Here is a 19,566-nt window from a genome sequence, read left to right as displayed (position 1 = left end):
GAGTTCAGACGGAGGCCGGCAGGCTTCGGAAAGAGGTGTTGTTGATGTCCCAACCGAACGTATACCGCCTTAACAGCAAAGAAGTCGCAAGAGCGACCGAAGAGTGGCTGACGAAACGAGGCGTAACCAAGGAGCAGATCGGACAGCTCGTCATGCTCCTTCAGAAAGATTATTTCCCGGATCTGACGCTCGCCGAATGCGTCGTGAACGTCGAGGCGGTCCTGTCCAAGCGCGAGGTGCAAAATGCGGTATTGACCGGCATCCAGCTCGATATGCTCGCGGAGGAAGGCAAGCTTCTGCAGCCCCTGCAGGATATGATCGCCTACGACGAAGGGCTCTACGGATGCGATGAAATATTGGCGCTCAGCATTGTCAACGTCTACGGCAGCATCGGCCTGACCAATTTCGGCTACGTCGACAAGCTCAAGCCCGGCGTCCTGAAAAAGCTGAACGACAAGAACAGCGGAGAAACCCACACTTTCCTGGACGATATCGTCGGCGCGATCGCCGCGTCCGCTTCGAGCCGCATCGCTCACCGCAAGCAGGAAGAGCGCGAGGAGTCCGCCCTTGGCGACGGACAATAAACGAACGGGGCCATCCCCTAAGTCTAATGAATGACTTAGAGGATGGCCCCTGCCTGTTCCCGGACCGAAGCGAATCAGCTTCGTTCCAGTCGCCAGTATTCGGTTGCTTCACCGGATGCGCCCGCTCTCGCGGCGCGGACGACCGTCCCTTCGGCCTCCATCCGGACGAGGTGGGCGATCGTTTCCGCGAGAGCGAAGCGCAAGTTGTGCGCGTTGTCCCTCAGCCTCGCCCCGAACAGCAGCTCGCAAACCTCGAACGCCGTCAGCTCCCGCTCTCCGATCAGCTCCGCCATCTTGTTCATGCGGCGCCCGTGATGGTCGAGCAGTTCGTCGATCCGCTCGCGGAAGCGGGCAAAGGGCGACCGATGCCCCGGGAATACTTCGCTTACCTCCAGCGCTCTCAGCCGCCGCAGGCTGTCCAGGAACGACAGCAGCGGATCGGGATCACCGCCCGGCATCCAGCCGATGTTCGGCGAGATGTCGGTCAGCACCTGATCCCCGCCGATCAGCCGTCCGCTCGTCCGGTCATGGAAGAGCAAGTGGCCCGGAGCATGGCCTTCTCCCCCGTGCACGTCCCATTCGACGCCGCCCATCGAGAACGTCTCGCCCGGAGAGAGCAGCCGCACCTCGCTCGGATGCGGCGACACTTTGGCCCGGAATCCGGTCAGATGCGCCCGCATGGCGTCCTCCAGCTCTCCCGCAAGCCCATGGCGCAGGAAAGCCGCGGTCAGCTGTTCCGAGAACGTCTCGCCGTCCCCCCACAGCCTGTTCGCGTTGCTATGCGCGACCGGAGACATCCAGACCGGAGCTCCGGCGCGCTCCTGAAACCATCCGGCCATTCCGTAATGATCCGGGTGGTGATGGGTGACGACAATGCGCGCGATATCGCCCCATGCCAGATTCCGGCTCCTCATGACCTCCTCCCAGAACACTTCCGTTTCCTCCAGCCGCAGTCCCGGATCGATCACCGTCCAGCCCGAGTCGCCCTCGGGCAGCAAATAGGCGTTGACCCATTTTAACGAATAAGGAAGCGGCACCTTGACTTGCAGCCAGCCTCCGTCTAATTCCACAATCCGCTCGTTCATCGTCCGCATCTCCCCAGCATAATCAAACGTTTGGAACTCGTCTCCCGGTAAGGGCCGCCTTCGTAATCCCCGTAAACCCGTTCCAGAACGAGGCCGGCCTCGTCCAGCATCCCCTCGAACTTACGCAACCCGATCAAGCGGACGCGCTCCTCGTATCTTCTTGCGTCGCCCGCATCCCCTTCCTGCACGGGCGGTATCACTTCGATCCTTTTGACGACGAAATCGCCTTCGATCTCCCGTCGCTCCCGGATCAGGCAGCCGCTCGGCCCGTCTATCCGTTCCGACTCCGGAACGAGATGACGCTTCACGTCGCCCGGATTCAGGAAGTCGATCAGAAACCTGCCTCCCGGCTTCAGCACTCTGCCGATCTCCCGAAGCGCCTTCCCGTTGTCCCGCTCGTCCGAGAAATAACCGAACGAGGTGAACCAGTTCACCGCCGCGTCGAACGACGCCTCCGGGAACGGCAAGCTTCGCATATCCCCCCGCACCCAATTGACGATCCCTTCCGCATCGGCTCGCTGGGCCTCGCGCAGCAGCGCCTCGGACAGGTCCAATCCGGTGACGTTATAGCCCAATTTTCCGAGCGCCATCGCATGCCTGCCCATGCCGCAGCCGACGTCCACGACCGCGGAGCCGGGACGAAGCTCCATCCACCGCGTCATCGCCCCGATTTCCCGCGCCGCGTCGGCCCGGCTTCGGTGCCGGTAGACGATTTTATAATCTTCTCCGAAGCTTTCCTTGAACCAGTCTCGCATGCAACGAAATCCCTTTCGACACTTCTATGCCCTCGGCGGACAGCCTTCGCGCTCAATTGTGCGCCCGTTATGCGCCAGTCCCAATCGAACCGGGGCAATCACCGATGGATAGATGTCCTCATATGATGGAGTATTCTCGCTAGCCCCCGGGAAGGAAGCCTAGAAGCCTTCTCCGCGACATTCGCAAAGGTGGAAGGAGTACGAAACATGTCCACCCCGAAAATCGACGTCCATGTCGTCAGTTCCGGCATTCTGTCCGACGACGTCCTGATGCTGGGGGAATCCCTGATGAAGCAGTGGAGAATACCCGCCCAGCAGCATCTTGCCCTGCAGTTCGGTTCTTTCCGCCATTCCGTCACCGTCGTTCCGGTTCCCCGGTACGAGGGGCTGCGCATCAGCCAGACGCTGGCCCGCCGGATGGGCATCTACTCGGGCACTCCGCTGCGGCTGCTGTATCAGGCCTCGACCCGGACGCTCGCCCTTGGCCCGCTGATCGGCGTGTTGGTCAGCCGGGATCATTCCAATCAGCCGGATAAACCGTTCGGGGATATCACGATGTTCTGCCGCGAGCTGACGGACGCTTGCCGAAGCCAAGGCGCATACGTGTATTTTTTCACTCCGAACGCCATCGGGTCAAGTCTCTCCTCCGTGGAAGGCTGGGTGTACACCAAAGGCTGGCACAGGATATCGCTCCCGGCGCCCGACGTCGTCAACAACCGTCTCACCTCCCGCAAGCTGGAGAACAGACCGATCGTCCAGCAGTTCATGGGAGAGATCAAACGCCGCTTCGGCGCGCACGTGTTCAACGAGAAGTTCCTCGACAAGTCGGAAGTGTTCGACGCGCTCAAGAAAGACATCGGTTTGCAGAAGTACTTGCCGGAATCCCATTCCCTGCATAACTATACGATGCTCAAAAGCATGTGTTCCAGATACAGCACCGTATTCCTTAAGCCGGTAAGGGGCAGTCTCGGCAAAGGCATCATTCGCGTATCCCGTCTCGGCCCGGACAGCTGGCAAGCGTCTTACGCCACCGCCATGGGCACGAAGCGGCAGACGTTCGGCAGTCTGGTGAAGCTGTTCTCCACGCTGGCCGGCAAGATGAAAACCGTCCGTTATCTCATTCAGCAAGGGCTGCATTTGATCGAAATCGGAGGGCGGCCGGTCGATTACAGGGCGCTCGCACAGAAGAACGCCAGCGGCAAATGGGCGATCACCTCGATTGTCGCCCGAACGGCGGGCAGCCATCACTTCGTCTCCAACCTGGCCAGAGGCGGCACGCTGTCGACCGTCCGGGAATCCGTCGCCAAGTCCAATCTTCCCGTCCAGTTTCGGGGAGACGCTTCCTTGCGCCTGTCGAGGGCCGCTCTGGACATCGCCAGAGGCATCGATATGTACATTCCCGCGCACTTCGCGGAGCTCGGCATCGATCTCGCGCTGGATACGTCCGGCCGGGTATGGCTGCTCGAGGTGAATTCCAAGCCTTCGAAAAACGACAACACACCGCTTAAGGAAGGAAAAATCCGTCCCTCGGTACGGATGCTGATCCAATATGCCCGGTACATTTCAGGTTTCTGAGGCGGTACTCGCGCACGCTTCGCCGGCAGAGCTCGGCGTGCTCGTCTGCGAGCGTCAAGGCCGCCCGCCGTTCGCCGAAAGCTGTTACGTCAAGCGTTTGTCCGTCATCGGCAAGAAGCTGGGCATTCGGCTGTTCGCCTTCGCTCCCTGGACGTGGAACCCGCGGGACGATTCCGTCAAGGGATGGATCTGGAATGAGAAGCTGCGGGACTGGAAGCCGGCTAGGCGCAAGCTGCCTTCCGTCGTCTACGACCGCGCTTGGCCGGACTCGGAGGAGGAGAAGCTGCGGTATCGGCGTGCCCTGAAGACGGTTCAAGCCGCCAAAAGGCTCGTATTCCTCAACGGAATGCTGCCGCATAAAGGAAAAGTCTGCGAGATGCTTGCACGTGACCGCGCTCTGTCGGCTTACTTGCCGCCTACGGCGATCTACGAGGGCATTCCCTCTCTGGGCTCCTGGCTGCGCAAGCATAACCGGTCCGCCTTCCTCAAGCCCGTCGCCGGAAGCCAAGGCAAGCGGGTGCTGGCCGTGACGCTCCGGCAGGACGGAACGGTCGCGCTGACCGGAAGGGACGACCGCAACCGGCCGATCGCGCGGAGCTGCGCCGACGAAGCGGACGCGCTGCGCAGGGTCGATCGCTGGATCGGCGGCAGGCTGTATCTGATGCAGCCGATGCTGGATTTGAGGAGCTCCTCCGGAGAGCCCTACGACGTGCGCGCCTTAATGCAGAAAAACCGCAGAGGCAGATGGTCCTTGACCGGCGTCGCCGCCCGAATCGGTTCCCCCTCGTCCGTGACGGCCAATCTGCACGGGGGCGGAACGGCCGCTTCGGCCGCCGCCGCGCTCGCCGCGCAGTTCGGAGAACGCCGGGGAAGCGAGCTGCTGGAGGAGATCGCCGGACTGTCTTCGTCGATCGCCTCGCGTCTGGAACAAACTTTTGGGAGATTCGCCGAAATCGGTTTGGACTTCGGAATAGAACGGAGCGGCAAGCTTTGGTTTCTGGAAGCCAACTCCAAGCCCGGTCGCGCCGCCATGGGCTCCGCCGGCGAAGAAGCAGCGGCGGCAGCGGCGGAGCAGCCTCTGTCCTATGCCAAATCCATCTTGCTTCGACCACCTGGGAGGGTAATTCATGAGTTTGACCATCTGTAACGTCCATTTCACACAGCAGCCGGAACGTATCGTATGGTTCTCCAGCCCGCTTGCGAAGCTGCTCAAGCTGGGCGGACGTAAATCGGTCAACGTCAAGCTCGGCAGAGACGTCGTGCCCGCCACGGTTCGAACCATCAAGCGCAAAGGCAACCACGTGTACATGTCCGCGGGGCTTCGCCGTTCCGTGCGGATTCCGAAGTCGGGAAGCGTCTATCTTGTCGGGGAAGAAGGGGAAGACATTCAGCTGGGCCCGCTGATCGGAGTGCTGACCGACAGCGGAGCCCGCTCCTCCGCGGCCCCGTTCGGAGAACGGACCGGCTTCGTCAGGCAGCTGCTGGGCCTCGGCCAGAAACGCGCTTACATGTTCGCGTTTACGCCGCGGGACATCAACTGGCAGCAAGAAACGATTCACGGCTGGTTTCTCGACGGAGGAGGAGGCTGGACGCGGCGCGTCGTGCCGCTTCCCGACGTCATCTACAACCGGCTGCCGAGCCGGCGGGCGGAGACGGGCGCAACGATTACGTCGCTTCGCGAACGTTTTATCCGCAAGAAGATTCCGTTCTTCAACTGGAGCTTCTTCAACAAAGCGGACGTCTACAAGCTGCTCGACAACGATCCGGAAGCGCTCCGCCACTTGCCCGAATCCGTCAACAATCCGTCGCCGGAGAAAATCAAGGAGCTGCTGGAGAAGCATCAATTCCTGTATTACAAGCCGAGCGCGGGAAGTCTGGGGGCCGGCATCTACCGGCTGACCTACCATCCGCGCAAAGGTTACTTCATCCGCTACCGCAGAAGCGGCGGCAACGTGCTGCTTCGCTTCAGCACCTTCGGCAGCTTGATGAAGATGCTGAAGACAAGGCACGGAAGCAGCTTGAACAATTACGTCGCCCAGCAAGGCATCCGCCTTGTCGAAATCGACAATTGTCCGATCGACTTCCGGTTTCACATGCATAAGGACGGCCGCAACGAATGGGTCGTCGCCGGCATCGGCGCCAAGAAAGCCGGGCGCGGCAGCGTCACGACGCACATCAAAAACGGAGGCTCGCTCATGACGCCCGAGCAGGCGCTCGGCCGAACGTTCGGAGCGCGTTCGGAAGAAGTGCTGAAGGAAGCCAAGACGGTCGCCGTCCGGCTGTCCGAAGCGATCGAACGCAACTATTCGCACCAGCTCGGCGAGCTCGGCCTCGATATCGGCATCGACCGCGAAGGCGATGTGTGGATGTTCGAAGCGAACGCCAAGCCGGGCAGATCGATTTTCAAGCATCCCGCCTTGAAGGATCAGGGCAAAGCCTCGCTGGAATACATTCTCGAGCACTGCCTCTATCTAAGTAAATTCCGCAGGAGGGATGAATCTTGACGATTCCTAAATCTCTCTCGACCAAATCAGGCGTAATGGAAGCGACGGCCGACAAGCCGGTCGTCGCGATCCTTACGATCGAAGACGATATTCAACTGTTTCGGGGCAATCGGGGCAACTTCGCGGATTTGATCCAGACCGGGCAGCAGATGGGCATTCTCACTTATGTCGTGACCGTAAAAAATCTGAAGCTTCAGGCGCACAAGGTGCTTGGCTTCACTTACCGCGAATCGGACGAAACGTGGGTGCAAGCGTGGTTTCCTCGCCCCCACATCGTATACAACCGGATTCCCCAGCGGGAAGACGAGCGATTGCCGAGGGTGAAGAAGAAGCTGTCCGCCCTGGCGAAGCAGCCCGACATTCGGCTGTTCAACCGGCGTTTCTTCAACAAGTGGTCGCTGTTCCAGTGGCTGAACGAGAGCAAGGCGACGAAGCCTTATATTCCGGAAACGAAAAAGCTGACCGACTCGCTCGTCCTGAGCGGTCTTCTTAAGAAGCATCGCCTTCTCTACCTCAAGCCGGTCCGCGGCAAAGCCGGCGTCGGCATTATGACCGTAACCGTGCAACCGGAGAAGAAGCTGCCCTATCGCCTGCAAATCCAGGAAGAGAAAGGCAGCCGGACTTTCCGCGCGGGGACGATGAGACGACTGTGGGACCGCGTCTCCCGGCAATCGGAACGGTTGGGAGAGCCGTACATCGTCCAGCAGGGCATTTCGCTGGCGAGCGTAAACAACCGGCCGTTCGACCTGCGGGCGCTCGTGCAGAAGAACGGCGTCGGCCAATGGGAATTGTCCGGCATCGGCGCGAGAGTCGCCGGCGATTCCAGCATTACGACCCACGTGCCGCGCGGAGGCTACATCGACGAGCCGGAGAAGCTGCTCGTATCGGTGTTCGGGCAGGAGAAAGCCGGCAAGGTGCTCGGCAAGGTCAAGGGTACGACGATTACGCTGGCCAAGCAAATCGAACGCTCCGCGCACAGCCGGCTATGCGAAATGTCGATGGACCTCGGCGTGGATACGACCGGCCACGTCTGGTTTTTCGAAGCGAACTCGAAGCCGATGAAATTCGACGAACCGCACATTCGCAACAAGTCGCTGGAGCGCATTTTCCAATACAGCCTCTACTTGCACCGGCTGAAGCACGAATCCAGGGGAGGCGTGGCCACGTGACGTCGAACAAAGTACCTGCTCTTGCTCCGGGCGGCAGCCCGCCGCTGGCCGCCGCTTCCGCCGGGCGGAGGTGAACGGCCGTGCGACAGCCCGTGCTTGGCATACTGACTCTCTATTTGAACGAATCGAAGGCGTTGGAAGAAAGGCCGGTTTACGAGAAAATGATCGCGGCGGGCAAGCGGATCGGCCTGTCCGTCTTCGTATTTACCCCGCAGGACGTTGACGACGCCAAAGGGCTTATCCGCGCCCAACTGTACAACACGGAGACGAAGAAATGGAGCCGGCGCTGGGTTCGCTTCCCGAACGTCATCTACGACCGCTGCCGGATTCAGAAGAGCTACCGCTTCGAGCAATTGCTTGCCTTCCGCAAGCGGTACTCCCATCTTCATTTTCTCAACCGGCCTCTTCGCAACAAATGGACCGTCTATCGCACGCTAAGCAAAGTGCCGGCCTTCCGCGCGCACTTGCCGACTACGAAGCTGTACCAGTCTCCGGAGGACGTCTCTCTCCTGCTGAAGAGATATCCGACCGTCTACCTGAAGCCGATCAACGGAACCGGAGGCAGAGGCATTCTGCGCATCGAACGCGCGCGGGACGGCACCTTGCTGCTGCAAGGGCGCAATCATTCCCGGTCGATCGTCCAGCCCAGGCACATTTCGCGCGGTCGCCTGGCGTCCGCTCTGGAAAGCTGGGATAAGAAGGGGGATCGCTACATCGTTCAGCAGGGGCTGAACATCAAGCTGCCCAGCGGCAGGGTGCACGACTATCGGATGCTCGTGCAGAAAAACGGTTCCGGCGTATGGGAAGTGACCGGCTGCGCGGGACGGATCGGCCCTCTTCGCAGCATCACCTCCAACCTGCACGGCGGAGGCGAGGCGGCGTCGATGAACGATCTGCTGCGGCAATGGATCGGCAGCGAGAACGATATCCGGCAAATCCGCCAGACGGCCGAAGCGTTCGGAGTCGACGTGGCGCGCCACCTGGAAGCGACTTACGGGGCGCTGTGCGAGCTGGCGCTCGATCTGGCTATCGACAGGAACGGAAGAATCTGGCTGATCGAGGTCAATCCGAAGCCTTCGCGGGAAGTATTCCAGCAAGCGGGGGAACGGGACGTGTATCGCAAGGCGATCGTGCGCCCGATCGAATACGCGCTGTGGGCTTACCGGGAGAAGCGCGGCTTGCGCGCCCCCAAAGCGCCGCCGGGCGTCTCCGCCGGCGCCGGAGCGATTGCGGAGCATCGCTCGTCCTCGGAAGCTGCGGAAGGCGCTGACGCCTCTTACGGTCTATCTACGTAAGGAGGCGTCTTCCGCGCTTTTGCGCGCGCCGCCCGGCGCCGCCGGGCGGGCTTATCGGCGGGGAGCGCCCCGGCCGCTGCTCGCTACTGGGCGTCGAATGGAAACAGCAGCTTCTGGTTTTCTTTCGTGTACATATTCTCTTTCGTGATCAGCTCCGACCCGGTATCGATCAGCGGCTCCACCTTCCTGCCGCGGGTGACGTCGACCGCCGCCCTGATCGCCAGATAGCCCATATTAAACGGCTTCTGGACGACGATCGCCTGAATGACGCCTTCCTCCAAATACGCAATCTCCTCGGTGGAGCTGTCGAAGCCGACCATCTTCAGCCGCCCGTCGAAGCCCAGTTCCTTGACCGCCCGCGCCGCTCCGACCGTCGTCATCTCGTTCAAGCAGACGAGCCCGCGCAAGTCGGGCTTGTCGAGAAGCAGCTCCTTCACGATTTCGTACGCTTTCTCGACCGAGGACTCCGAATAGTACGTCGTCTCGTCCACGGCGGACATGCCCGCCTCCTTCATTCGGTCCCGCACCCCGCTCTCCCGCTCCATCGCCGTCTTCGAGCCTTTCATGAAACTGACGACGGCGATCGGCTCGTCCCGGGTCGCCAGATTGGCCATCGCCTCTCCCGCCTGACGCCCGGCCTTGTAGTTGTCCGTCGCGATAAAGCTGCGGGAGATGCCCCCGTTCAGCCCGGAATCGACGGTGATGAGCGGAATGCCCGCGTCGCGGATCTTCGTCGCGATCGGCACCGTCAAGTTGTAGTCGGAAGCGGCCAGGACGATCGCCTTCGGACGTTCCGCGATCGCCTTCTCCAACAGCGCGATCTGCCCTTCGATGTCCGATTCGGCGATCGCGCCCACCGTCTGAACCTCTTCCCCGAATTCCTTGGCCGCCAAGTAGACGCCTTGGCCGAGCACCTGCCAGAAGTCGATGCGCCCGTCCACCGTCTTCGGAACGAACACGATCGGCTTGCTCTTGTCCGCCCAGGAATGGAAAAACGTCAAATAAACGGCGCCGACGGCCGCGGCGAGAAGAACGGCGGCGATGCCTCCGATCGCGATTTTGCGCATTGCTCCATCCCCTCTCTTATCGGATTTCCGGCAGCCGCAGCGTCACCGTCGTTCCTTCCTCGGGCTCGCTCTCGATGCGCAAGCCGTAGATCTCCCCGAAATACAGCCGTATCCGGTGATTGACGTTCTGCAAGCCGACCCCTTTGCCGCCCTCGGCGTGCCGCCATTTCTCCGCCAGCGACTGCAGCTGCTCCTCGTTCATGCCGACGCCGTCGTCGATGACCCGGAGCGCGATGCCGTCCTCTTCCCGGCGGCCCGTGACGGAAATATGACCGATGACGGCCTGCTGCTTCAGCCCGTGATAGATCGCGTTCTCGACAAGCGGCTGCAGCACGATTTTCAGCGTTTTGCACGACAGAATGTCCGGGTCCACGTCGATGTCGTACGTAAATTTGTTTTTGTAGCGGATTTTCTGGATCGTCAAATAGTTCTGGATGTGCTCCAGCTCGACCTCGATCGGCACGAGCTCGTCGCCCTTGCTGATGCTGGAGCGGAACAGCTTGGCCAACGCTCCCGTCATTTTCACGACGTCGGCCATCTTGCCCATCTCGGCCATCCAGATGATCGAATCGAGCGTATTGTACAGAAAATGGGGATGGATCTGCGCTTGCATCGCCTTCAGCTCGCTGATCCGCTTCATCTCCTGCTCCTCGACGATCTGGCCCATCAAATCTTTGATTTTGCCGATCATCAGGTTGAAGGAGCGGGACAGCTTGCCGATCTCGTCGGTTGACTCGACCTCGACGCGCAAGTCGAAATCGCCCTTCTCCACTTTCTTCATCAGACTTTCCAGCCGCTTGATCGGCTTCGTCAGCCGGAACGACAGGAACACCGAGATCGACAGCGCCACGATCAGGAACGCCACGCCTACCAGGATCGAAGTCGTGCGGATTTCTCCCTTGTTGCCGACGAGCTCGTCGGGATACGTCACGCCGATCACTTTCCAGCCGAATTCGTTCGTGCGAATCGTATAGATTTTGCGGTCCCCGTCTTCCTCGAGCTCGATCGAGCTGTCCTTCGTCCCGAGCAGCGTCTGATCGCCTCCGACTTCAGCCGGCTGTAGAGCAGCTGCTGCTGCGGATGGTAGATCAAGTCTCCGGCCGGATCGAGAATAAACACGTAGCCCCGATTGCCCAGCTCGATCTGCCGGCACAGATTGTTGATGACGTTCAGCTTGAGATCGACCATCAGCACGCCCCCGCCGGGGAGGCCGGGAAGGCCCAGCTGCCTGCTGATCGAGACGACCCATCTGTATTCGCCTTTGTAGAGATGCTCCACGTGCGAAGAGCTGATGACGACTTTGCCCTGCGCCTCCATCGCATTGCGGTACCAATCCTGGGACCGGAGATCTTCCGCGGGCTTGAATTCCGCATCCTGCCGGTCGGAGACGACGTTGCCGTTCTCTCCGACGAACAGAATCGTCGCGATGTCGTCTCGCGAACGGACGATCGAGCGGAAGTATTTACCGATCTTCTCGTTCCGCTCCACCCCTTCCGAAGACAGCGGCATGCGGACAAGCGCGGCGTCCTCCAGCTCTCCGCCGCTAAGCGCCAGAGCGGACATGCTGACCATATTGTCCAAGTACGTCTGAATGTTCGTATTCACCTGATCGACCAATTGTCCGGTATACGTCATGGCGTTGTCCGTGACGGCTTCCTCCGACAGCCGGAAAGAATTGAACGTCAGCAGCACCGTCACCGCCACGATCAGGCAGGAGAAAGCGATGGCGATGCTCGTATGGATGCTCTTGAACCGAAACGGACGCCAAGCTCTCATTCAGGATATCCCTTTCTGCGCGGCGCGGTATTCCTTGGGCGTTGTACCCGTATGCCGTTTGAAAATAACGCTGAAGTAATGCGGATCGCCGTAGCCGACCTTCTGGGCGATCTCGTACGTCTTGTGAGACGTGATGGCGAGCAGCTGCTTCGCTTGCGCGATGCGCAGCTTCGTCAAATAGTCGACGAACGTCGTCCCCGTATGCTGCTTGAACAGCGAGCTGAAATAGCTGGTGCTCATGTACAGATGGCCGCATACGTCGTTAAGCGAAAGCTCTTCGTTCATATAATGTTCGTTAATATACCGCTCCGCTTCGATCATCTGCGAATGCGTGACGTTGGAGCGCTTGGCGGACAGTTCCTCCAGAATGCTTCGGCACGTGCCGTCCAGCCAGACGCGCACTTCGTCCAGCGTCTTCATCTCGCGAATAAGCGAGAAAACGCCGTTGCCCGGTCCCGATTCCGGCTCAAGCCCCGTCTCGGCAACCCAGTTCATCAGCGCGGCGATCAGTTTGTTCAGGTGTCCGTAAGCTTCGTTCGCCGGCAAGCCGGACGATTTCAGCTCGGCGAAGCCGGCTTCGAGCGCCCGGGCCACGATGTCTCCGTTGCCGGTGCGCATGGCGCTGATCAGCTTCTTCTCCCATTCGTTGTCCGGGGCGGCCGCCTGTCCCGAGCCCCGGCCGAACTCCACGTCCTGTATGGAGAGCGTCCGGTTCGACCCAAGCATGAACCGGTAGTCGAGCGCCGAAAGCGCTTCCCGAAACGAGCCCGGAAGCTCCTGGATCGAGGTCCCTGGGCGCCCGATGCCGATCGACAGCGTGCGCTTCAAGTACTTCTCCACGCTGTGGCGCACATGGCCGGCCAGCTTCTCCGCCTCCAACGTCGAATGGGTTTCCGGCACGGAGAGGAACGCGGCTACCTTACGGTCGCGCGTCCGGAAGACGACGCCGTCCCCCTCCGACTCGACGATCTCCTGCATGATGTTATAGAAGCCGAACCGGTGCAGCTCCTGATCGGAATCGGACAGCAGGCCGCCGTCCTCTCCCGGTTCGTCCAGCTCGCCGACGATCGCCGCATAGGCCGGCCCGGTCAAGCTCGCCGCGTACGTTCCGATTCCCGCTTCGCGCTCCTCGCCCGTCATCGCCCCGGAGGCGAACTTCTCCAGAAACCGTTCCTTCAGCAGCGGCAAGCTCTGATGAAGCTGGCTGCGCAATCGGCTCAGATCCTGCTTGCGCGCATGCTCCTCGTCGAGCTCCCGCTTCATCCGCAGCAAATATTCGGTAAACTCCTGAGAGTTAAGCGGTTTCAACAAGTAATCGTTGACTTTAAGCTTGATCGCCCGCTGGGCGTAATCGAAATCCTCGAATCCTGTCACGATGGCGACCTTCACGTCCCGGTACCGCTCGTAAATATGCCCGGTCAGCTCCAATCCGTCCATGAACGGCATGCAAATATCGGTAATGACCGCATCAGGCTTGAGGCCGTCCATCGCCTCCCATGCGTCGCGGCCGTTCTCGAAATCCCCGACCAGCTCGAAGCCGCATTCCTTCCACGGCGTTTTCGCCTTGATGCCTTCCCTGACCTCGTCCTCGTCGTCGATCAACATAATTCTGTACATCCCGCTTCCCCCCAAGCAACGCTCTTGCGAGATCCTCTATCCGAGTATAATCGATCGTCCCATCCGTTGAAAACAGCGAAAGCGAGGCTGCCCGATATTGCCAGGCAACCCCCTTCCGCGGAGCAAAACGCTATTTTATTCGTACAGCAGCGGCTTGATCTCGTCCGAATCGATATTCGTCTTGTCGTACCAGAGGAAGCCGGTATCGATCGACTTCGGAATGTTCTCGCCGTTCTTCGCCTGCACGGCCGCCTTGACCGTCTCGTAGCCGATGCCGATCGGATTTTGCGTAATCGCTCCGGCCATCTTGCCGCTGCGGACCGCGTCCATCTGCAGCTTGCCGGAATCGTAGCCGATGATGACGATCTGGCCTTCCTTCTTCAGCTCGGTCACGGCATTGACGACGCCTACCGCGGAGCCTTCGTTGGCGCCGAAGATGCCTTTGATGTCCGGGTGGGCCTGAATGATCGCCTTCGTCAAGTCGGTGGACTTCAGATGGTCGCCTCCGCCGTATTGGATATCGACGATCTTGATGTCGGGATACTTCTCTTCGATGCGGTTTTTGAAGCCGTCGCGGCGATCGATGCCGGTGCGGCTCGTCTGGTCGTGCACGATCAGCGCGATCTCGCCTTTGCCGCCGATCAGCTCCGCCATTTTTTCCGCCGCGAGGCCTGCGGCGGCCGCGTTGTTCGTCGCCGCCGTCGTCACCGGAATGTCGCTGTCTACGCCGGAGTCGAAGCCGATGACCGGAATGTTGGCGGCTTTCGCCTTCTCCAGCAGCGGCGTCGCGGCTTTGCTGTCAAGCGCGGCGAAGCCGATCGCGGCCGGTTTCTTGTCGAGCGCCGCCTGCAGCATCTCGATCTGCTTGTCGACCTGGGTTTCCGTCTCGGGGCCTTCGAACGTGATCTCGACGTCGAATTCTTGAGCGGCCTTCTCGGCGCCCTGCTTCACCGCCTGCCAGAACTGGTGCTGGAAGCCTTTGGAGATAACCGGGATGTACAGCTTGCCTCCGGATGCTTGAGCTTCCTTCGCGTTTTCTTTGTCGCTGCCGCATGCGGCCAGAACGGTCATGGCCAGCATGCCGGTCAGAACGAGCAAACCGAGCTTTTTCGATTTCATTTGCGAGTCTCCCCTTCTCGATTGGAAATGAATGCGGTGACGCGTATGTCGCTCCTGAGCGGAGGATATACCGATGTTCGTTCTTTCCGCTGCGCGCCCCTGTTGCCAGCGCATGGCGCTTGGCTTAAGCTTTGCGCCGGCGAAGAATGTCCGCGTAGACGGCGCCGATGACGACGAGCCCGATGATGACGGTCTGCCATTCCTGCGGCACGGACAAGATCCGCAGCCCGTTCGTGAGCACGCTCATGATCAGCGCCCCGATGACCGTGCCGAGGATGGTGCCCTGCCCGCCGCTCAGCGACGTTCCGCCGATGACGACGGCGGCGATCGCCTCCAGCTCGTAGCCCGTGCCGAGCGCCGGCTGGGCGGAATTAAGGCGGGAAGCCATCAGGATGCCGGCGATGCCGGCGAAAGCGCCGGTAATCGTGTAAATAACGATTTTCCACAGGTTGACGTTAACGCCGGACAGCCGGGTCGCTTCCTCATTGCTGCCGAGCGCGAAGTTGTACCGCCCGACGATCGTCTTCGTCAGCAGCAGTCCGGCCACGATCGCGAGCCCGAAGAAGATGAGCACCGCGTTCGGAATTTCCACGCCGATCAACCATTTCGTGACCGATCCGAGCGAGATTTTCGAGAAATCCGCGGCGTGCGGCTCGTCGAAGTAAATCGGCTTCGTGCCGGAGATGACGAGCGACAGCCCTTTCGTGATCATCATCATCGCCAGCGTGGCGATGAAGGGCGGAATCTTCATCTTCGCGACCGCCAGGCCGCTGATCAGCCCGCACGCCGCGCCGGTCGCGATCCCCCCGGCGATGCCGAACGGAATCGGCAGGTTCCAGAACGTGATGATGACGCCGGTCATGACCGAACTGAACGTCATGACCGTCCCGACCGCCAAGTCGATGCCTCCGGTGACGATGACGAACGTCGACCCGAGGGCCAGCACGCCGATGACGGCGGTCGAGAGCAGAATGCCCATCAGATTGTCGAAGCGAAAAAAGTTATCGGAGGACAGCGTGAATACGAGTACGAGGACGATCAAGCTTGCGAAGGCAAGCAGCTGCTGCAGAACGCCCGATTTGATCTGAATTTGTTTCTTGTTCGTTAAGGCGACTTTCATGTCGCATCCCCCCTGTCTCAGCCCGTGCGGCTCGTGGCGAACTTCATGATTTTCTCTTGATCCGCTTCTTCCCTCGTAAGCTGCCCCGTGATCCGGCCTTCGCACATGACGATGACGCGGTGGCTCATTCGCAAAATTTCCGGCAATTCGGAAGAAATCATAATAATCGATTTGCCCTGTTCCGCCAGTTCCTCAAGCAGCTTGTAGATTTCCCCCTTCGCTCCGACGTCGATGCCTCGCGTCGGCTCGTCGAAGATGAGGATATCGCTGTCCTTCGTCAGCCACTTGCCGATGACGACCTTCTGCTGGTTGCCTCCGGACAGGAATTTCACCTTCTGGCTCACGTTAGGCGTCTTTACCTTAAGCGCGTCTACGACCTGTTCCGCCGAGCTCTCGATCGCATCCCGCTTCATCCAGCCGAGACGTCTGAACTTGCCGTAGGACGCGATGGCCACGTTGGACTGAACGTCCATGTCCACGAGCAGTCCGAAGCGTTTGCGATCTTCGGACAGGTAGCCGATGCCGTGCTTGACCGCGTCATACGGACTGCGGATGCTGACCCGCTTGCCGCGGATCAGAATTTCCCCCGAATCGATGCGATCCGCTCCGAAGATCGCCCTGGCCACCTCGGTTCTGCCGGCGCCCATCAGCCCGGCGAATCCGAGAATCTCGCCTTTCTTCAGATGGAAGCCGACGTCGCGCACCGCCTTGCCCCGGTTCAGTCCGCGAACCTCCAGCACCGTCTCCGCCGAATCGCCGATTGCCGTCCGTTCGACGGAATGGTAGATTTCCCGGCCGACCATCATCGAGATAATTCGGTCCACCGACACTTCCGCCGTATTTACCGTATCGATGTAGCAGCCGTCGCGCATGACCGTAATCCGGTCCGTAATCCGCTTCAGCTCGTCCATCCGGTGCGAGATGTAGACAACGCCGACGCCCGACGCTTTCAATTGCTCGATCATCCGGAACAATTCCTCGATCTCGGAGGTCGTCAGAGCGGCGGTCGGTTCGTCCATAATGAGCACCTCGGAACGAAAAGACAACGCTTTCGCAATCTCGACCATTTGCTGCTTCGCTACGGTCAGATCCGACACTTTGGCCCGGGGATCGAGATCCAGGTTCATCGTCCGGAACAGCTCCCGGACTTTCTCTTCCAACGCCTTCTCGTTCAGCAGCAGCCGGAATTTCCGGCGCGGCTCGCGTCCGATATAGATGTTCTGCGCCACCGTAAGGTGCGGCATCAAGTTCAATTCCTGGTGGATCATGCCGATGCCGATCTGTTGGGCCGCCTTCGTATTCGGGATGTCCACCTCTTGCCCCTTGTAGACGATCCGTCCCGCATCCTTCCGGTAAACGCCCGTCAATATTTTCATCATCGTCGACTTGCCTGCCCCGTTTTCTCCTACGAGAGCGTGTACCTCTCCCGCGCGAAGCTCCAATCGGCATTGATTCAAGGCGTGCACGCCCGGGAACGACTTCTCGATCCCTTCCATGATGACGAGCGGCTGGTTGACCATCCGTACACCCCCTCTTTTTTGCGTCTGTGCCCATTGTATAGGGGATCGGCCGGAGGCTGAATTTATTTTCTTACACAAAAAAGGTGAACATTTTACGATGACAGGCGGTATTTGTCCTACGCGAACGCTGCCGGTCGATCATAAATTGTGGGGATCCAGCAAATAAATTACGCGAGCAGGTGTTCATAAAAAGATGCGCATTCTGATCGTCGCCCCGGAACAAATTCCCGTCCCTCCGACGCTTGGCGGATCGGTCGAAATTACGATTTTGGCTCTGGCCAAGCAGCTTGCGAGGAACCATCGCGTCACGATCGTCAGCCGGACTTATTCCCGTTATCCCCGACATTCCGTCGTCGGCGGCGTCCATATTTACAGAGTGCCTTCCGGCAATCCGGCGGCCTACCTGTCCCATGTCAGGAAATTCATCCGGGGAAAAAGCTTCGATCTCGTGCAGATCGACAACCGCCCCCGCTTCGTCGGGCCGATCAAGCGCATGCTCCCCGGCGTTCCGGTCTCGCTCTTCCTGCATTCCTTGACATTCGTCTCCGCCCCGTACGCGACTCGTTCTGCCGCGGCCGCCGGACTCTCCCGGGCCAACGTCGTCATCGCCAACAGCTCTTCGCTGAAGCGCCAGCTTGCCTCCCGGTTTCCGCGCTCGTCGGGCAAAATTCGCAAAGTGTGGCTTGGCGTGGATACGCGCAGGTTCAAGCCTTCAAGATCGCGGGGCGCAGGGCGCGCGTTCACCGTGCTGTTCGCCGGCCGGGTTATTCCGCGCAAAGGCGTGCCCGTTCTTCTGAAGGCGATCAAGCTCGCGCGGAAGTCAGCGGGACGGCCGATTCGCGCGATCATCGCGGGCGGTTCCCCTCGGCCGCGCTATATGGGGCGCATGCGCTCGCTTGCCCGCAAGCTCCGCGTGAACGCCCGGTTTCTCGGAACCGTTCCGCATCGCCGCATCCACCGCGTGTTTCGCCAAGCGGACGTATTCGTCTGCCCTTCGCAGAAACATGAAGCGTTCGGGCTGGTGAACGTGGAAGCGATGGCTTCCGGCGTGCCGGTCATCGCTTCCGCGAACGGCGGCATCAAGGAGATCGTGCGGCACAACCGCAACGGAATTCTCGTTCGCCGTTACCGCAAGCCGAAGGCGTTCGCCGCCGCGATCGCCAAGCTGGCAGGCAATCGCGCCGTGCGAATGCGCATGGCAAGAACGGCCCGCAGGGACTGCGTGCGCAAGTTCGGCTGGCGGGCTTCCGCCGCCAAGCTGGGCCGGATCTACGCCTCGAAAACGTAGACGGCTCCCGCAGATAAGAAAAACCGTCAGGGAAGTTCGCCCTGACGGTCCTTTTGGGTTTGGAGAATATCCGTAACTTTATATTCGTGTCCACGAACCCCTTTGTAATATTCCGGATACATTTCTCCTCCGCAATGCTCACATGCAAATTTAGGCGGTACACTCGGATCTCCACCGTCCATTCGATCAAAATCCTGTACCACCCCTAGCGGAATTTGCTCCGTTTCTTCACATCTCAAACAGACATAATTGACTTGCTGCTTGTCTAACATTCGCCGGCTTGCACTCACGGATGACTTCTTTTTCTTCTTTTCTGGTTTTCGTTTCCTCGATACCGGTGAGATCTCGGATCATCCTCTCTAATGTGGCTTTCGTCGTCTTACAGGAGGCGTACTTCACCCTTAATTGCCCTTTCTCCAGACAGACTTCTCCCTTGTATTCATAGTAACATTCACATTTCGCGCAGACCATCGGGTCTTTTCCCGTCTGTGTCTGTATCCGTTCTTTCCATTTACGTCTAATCCGTTGCTTCACCTTCACTAGCGTCCGCTTCACCGTTTCTTGCCACACCTTTACTTTCTCCTTGCTCATCTTCTTCGCCCGCCTTGCGTATACCCCGTAATGGCGGATCATCTTGAATTGCTCTTCCGGAATATGTCGAATAAGCCGTGAAATGAACTCTTCCACGGTGACCTGCTCTTCCTTATCCGTATCCTCCGTTTTGTCGTGGTACCGAAATACAACATATTCCCCATCGTAAGATACGATTCGCTCTACAGCTATCGCCGGTCTGCGGATGTATCGTCCAATGTAGCCCAGTTGGGCTTTCACATTCCCTCTTTGTTTTGGCGCATGTACGTAGAAGCCCTTATCATTGCTCTGATATGCCCGCTGCAACAACGGTTGCACCTGCCGCTTTTCTTCCTCCGTTAGGGTTCGTCTTATCAGCTTAAGCACGACGGTCTGCCACACTTTCCGCAGCTTCTCAAACGGGACGTAATCGTAGGTCTTCCATTCCCCGTTTGCCTTCATGCCTCCCATTGTGACTAACATGTGCACATGAGGGTTAAAGTTGAGTTTCGACCCAAATGT

Annotated in this window: 17 protein-coding genes; 7 read left to right on the top strand and 10 right to left on the bottom strand. The window is 59.6% G+C overall.

Annotation, left to right across the window (positions count from 1 at the left end; all coding sequences use genetic code 11):
- The first annotated feature begins 44 nt into the window (after positions 1–44).
- Positions 45–584: a phosphatidylglycerophosphatase A family protein gene (locus tag B0G52_RS14820; RefSeq protein WP_094045597.1), complete on the top strand. Its 540-nt coding sequence runs from the start codon at positions 45–47 to the stop codon at positions 582–584.
- Between the two features lie 74 nt (positions 585–658).
- Here B0G52_RS14820 and B0G52_RS14815 read toward each other — a convergent pair whose 3' ends face one another.
- Positions 659–1,669, bottom strand: coding sequence for an MBL fold metallo-hydrolase (locus tag B0G52_RS14815; protein WP_094045595.1), 1,011 nt, complete (start codon positions 1,667–1,669; stop codon positions 659–661).
- Positions 1,666–2,424 (bottom strand): class I SAM-dependent methyltransferase, encoded by a 759-nt coding sequence (locus tag B0G52_RS14810; protein ID WP_094045594.1) that lies wholly within the window; start codon positions 2,422–2,424, stop codon positions 1,666–1,668. Before B0G52_RS14810 ends, B0G52_RS14815 begins: the two co-directional genes overlap by 4 nt.
- A gap of 207 nt (positions 2,425–2,631) precedes the next feature.
- Between B0G52_RS14810 and B0G52_RS14805 the strand changes: the two genes are divergently transcribed.
- From B0G52_RS14805 to B0G52_RS14785, 5 genes are all read left to right on the top strand, one after another.
- Complete coding sequence (locus tag B0G52_RS14805; protein ID WP_094045592.1) at positions 2,632–3,999, top strand: YheC/YheD family endospore coat-associated protein; 1,368 nt, start codon at positions 2,632–2,634, stop codon at positions 3,997–3,999.
- Entirely contained in the window at positions 3,974–5,146 is a 1,173-nt protein-coding gene (locus B0G52_RS14800) for a YheC/YheD family endospore coat-associated protein (protein WP_094045590.1), read from the top strand. Before B0G52_RS14805 ends, B0G52_RS14800 begins: the two co-directional genes overlap by 26 nt.
- The gene (locus B0G52_RS14795; protein WP_094045588.1) at positions 5,127–6,503 is read left to right on the top strand and encodes a YheC/YheD family protein; all 1,377 of its coding nucleotides are present in this window, start codon (positions 5,127–5,129) and stop codon (positions 6,501–6,503) included. Before B0G52_RS14800 ends, B0G52_RS14795 begins: the two co-directional genes overlap by 20 nt.
- Positions 6,500–7,672, top strand: a complete 1,173-nt coding sequence (locus B0G52_RS14790) for a YheC/YheD family endospore coat-associated protein (protein WP_369827064.1) — start codon at positions 6,500–6,502, stop codon at positions 7,670–7,672. Before B0G52_RS14795 ends, B0G52_RS14790 begins: the two co-directional genes overlap by 4 nt.
- An 80-nt stretch (positions 7,673–7,752) precedes the next feature.
- Positions 7,753–8,967, top strand: a complete 1,215-nt coding sequence (locus tag B0G52_RS14785; RefSeq protein WP_198960651.1) for a YheC/YheD family endospore coat-associated protein — start codon at positions 7,753–7,755, stop codon at positions 8,965–8,967.
- Positions 8,968–9,050: 83 nt separating this feature from the next.
- On the opposite strand, the gene B0G52_RS14780 is transcribed toward B0G52_RS14785, so the two are convergent.
- The 7 genes from B0G52_RS14780 to B0G52_RS14755 all read right to left on the bottom strand — a co-directional run bounded on the left by B0G52_RS14780 (position 9,051) and on the right by B0G52_RS14755 (position 17,186).
- Positions 9,051–10,034: a substrate-binding domain-containing protein gene (locus B0G52_RS14780; protein WP_094045586.1), complete on the bottom strand. Its 984-nt coding sequence runs from the start codon at positions 10,032–10,034 to the stop codon at positions 9,051–9,053.
- Positions 10,035–10,050: 16 nt separating this feature from the next.
- Positions 10,051–10,965, bottom strand: a complete 915-nt coding sequence (locus B0G52_RS36635) for a sensor histidine kinase (protein WP_369827063.1) — start codon at positions 10,963–10,965, stop codon at positions 10,051–10,053.
- A gap of 5 nt (positions 10,966–10,970) precedes the next feature.
- Positions 10,971–11,810, bottom strand: coding sequence for a cache domain-containing protein (locus tag B0G52_RS36630; protein WP_369827062.1), 840 nt, complete (start codon positions 11,808–11,810; stop codon positions 10,971–10,973).
- Complete coding sequence (locus tag B0G52_RS14770; protein ID WP_094045584.1) at positions 11,811–13,427, bottom strand: helix-turn-helix domain-containing protein; 1,617 nt, start codon at positions 13,425–13,427, stop codon at positions 11,811–11,813.
- Positions 13,428–13,562: 135 nt separating this feature from the next.
- The gene (locus B0G52_RS14765; protein WP_094045582.1) at positions 13,563–14,546 is read right to left on the bottom strand and encodes an ABC transporter substrate-binding protein; all 984 of its coding nucleotides are present in this window, start codon (positions 14,544–14,546) and stop codon (positions 13,563–13,565) included.
- A gap of 124 nt (positions 14,547–14,670) precedes the next feature.
- Positions 14,671–15,666: an ABC transporter permease gene (locus B0G52_RS14760; RefSeq protein ID WP_094045580.1), complete on the bottom strand. Its 996-nt coding sequence runs from the start codon at positions 15,664–15,666 to the stop codon at positions 14,671–14,673.
- A gap of 17 nt (positions 15,667–15,683) precedes the next feature.
- Positions 15,684–17,186 (bottom strand): sugar ABC transporter ATP-binding protein, encoded by a 1,503-nt coding sequence (locus tag B0G52_RS14755; RefSeq protein ID WP_094045578.1) that lies wholly within the window; start codon positions 17,184–17,186, stop codon positions 15,684–15,686.
- A 193-nt stretch (positions 17,187–17,379) separates the two neighbouring features.
- Between B0G52_RS14755 and B0G52_RS14750 the strand changes: the two genes are divergently transcribed.
- A complete protein-coding gene (locus tag B0G52_RS14750; protein ID WP_094045576.1) occupies positions 17,380–18,474 on the top strand; it encodes a glycosyltransferase family 4 protein in 1,095 nt (364 codons plus the stop codon).
- Positions 18,475–18,702: 228 nt separating this feature from the next.
- Here B0G52_RS14750 and B0G52_RS14745 read toward each other — a convergent pair.
- Positions 18,703–19,566 (bottom strand): IS91 family transposase (locus tag B0G52_RS14745; RefSeq protein ID WP_094045574.1); only part of this gene is annotated, 864 nt, incomplete at its 5' end.

Origin of the sequence: Cohnella sp. SGD-V74 (genome assembly GCF_003001675.1) — a bacterium.
GTDB lineage: Bacteria > Bacillota > Bacilli > Paenibacillales > Paenibacillaceae > Cohnella.
This window is presented reverse-complemented; position numbering and strand designations above follow the sequence as displayed.